Source organism: Mesorhizobium sp. M7A.F.Ca.ET.027.03.2.1, from assembly GCF_003999175.1.
GTDB lineage: Bacteria > Pseudomonadota > Alphaproteobacteria > Rhizobiales > Rhizobiaceae > Mesorhizobium.
This window is the reverse complement of record NZ_RZOM01001895.1, coordinates 1-460: the sequence shown is the minus strand read 5'-3', so window position 1 is coordinate 460 and position 460 is coordinate 1. Positions and strand designations below refer to the sequence as shown.

The 460-nt window shown below is 63.5% G+C and carries 1 protein-coding gene; it reads right to left on the bottom strand.

Annotated elements, in window-relative coordinates; genetic code table 11:
• The coding region (locus tag EN750_RS38650; RefSeq protein WP_245482963.1) for an ABC transporter transmembrane domain-containing protein at positions 1–460 on the bottom strand (460 nt) is incomplete at both ends.

Genomic DNA, 460 nt, shown 5'->3' with positions numbered 1-460 from the left:
GCGCAAGCTCGCCCCAGACTTCCGACAACGCGCCCAACGCGCCGGCGGCGAACACCGAATAGAGCAGGAATTGGCCGAGCGTACCGGGCGATATCGAGCCTTCGAGCACGTCGCGCGAGCCAAACCACAGCACCGCCACGACGGACGAGAAGATGGTGAAAATGGCGAAGAAGGTAAGGAAGGAGCGCGCGAAGATCGAGGAGCGTGCCGCCTCGAAAGCAGCTTCCACCGCGGCCGAGAAATGCCCGGTGACCAGCTTCTCATTGGTAAAGGCCTGCAGCGTGCGCACCGCGCCTATCTGCTCGCTGGCATAGGCGGTGGCATCGGCCAGCGTATCCTGCGCCTGGCGTGATTTGCGCCGCACCGAACGGCCGAAAGCGACCAGCGGCAGCACGATGACAGGAATAGCGGCAATGACCAACCCGGACAGTTTCGGGCTGGTGATGACCATCATCCCCAC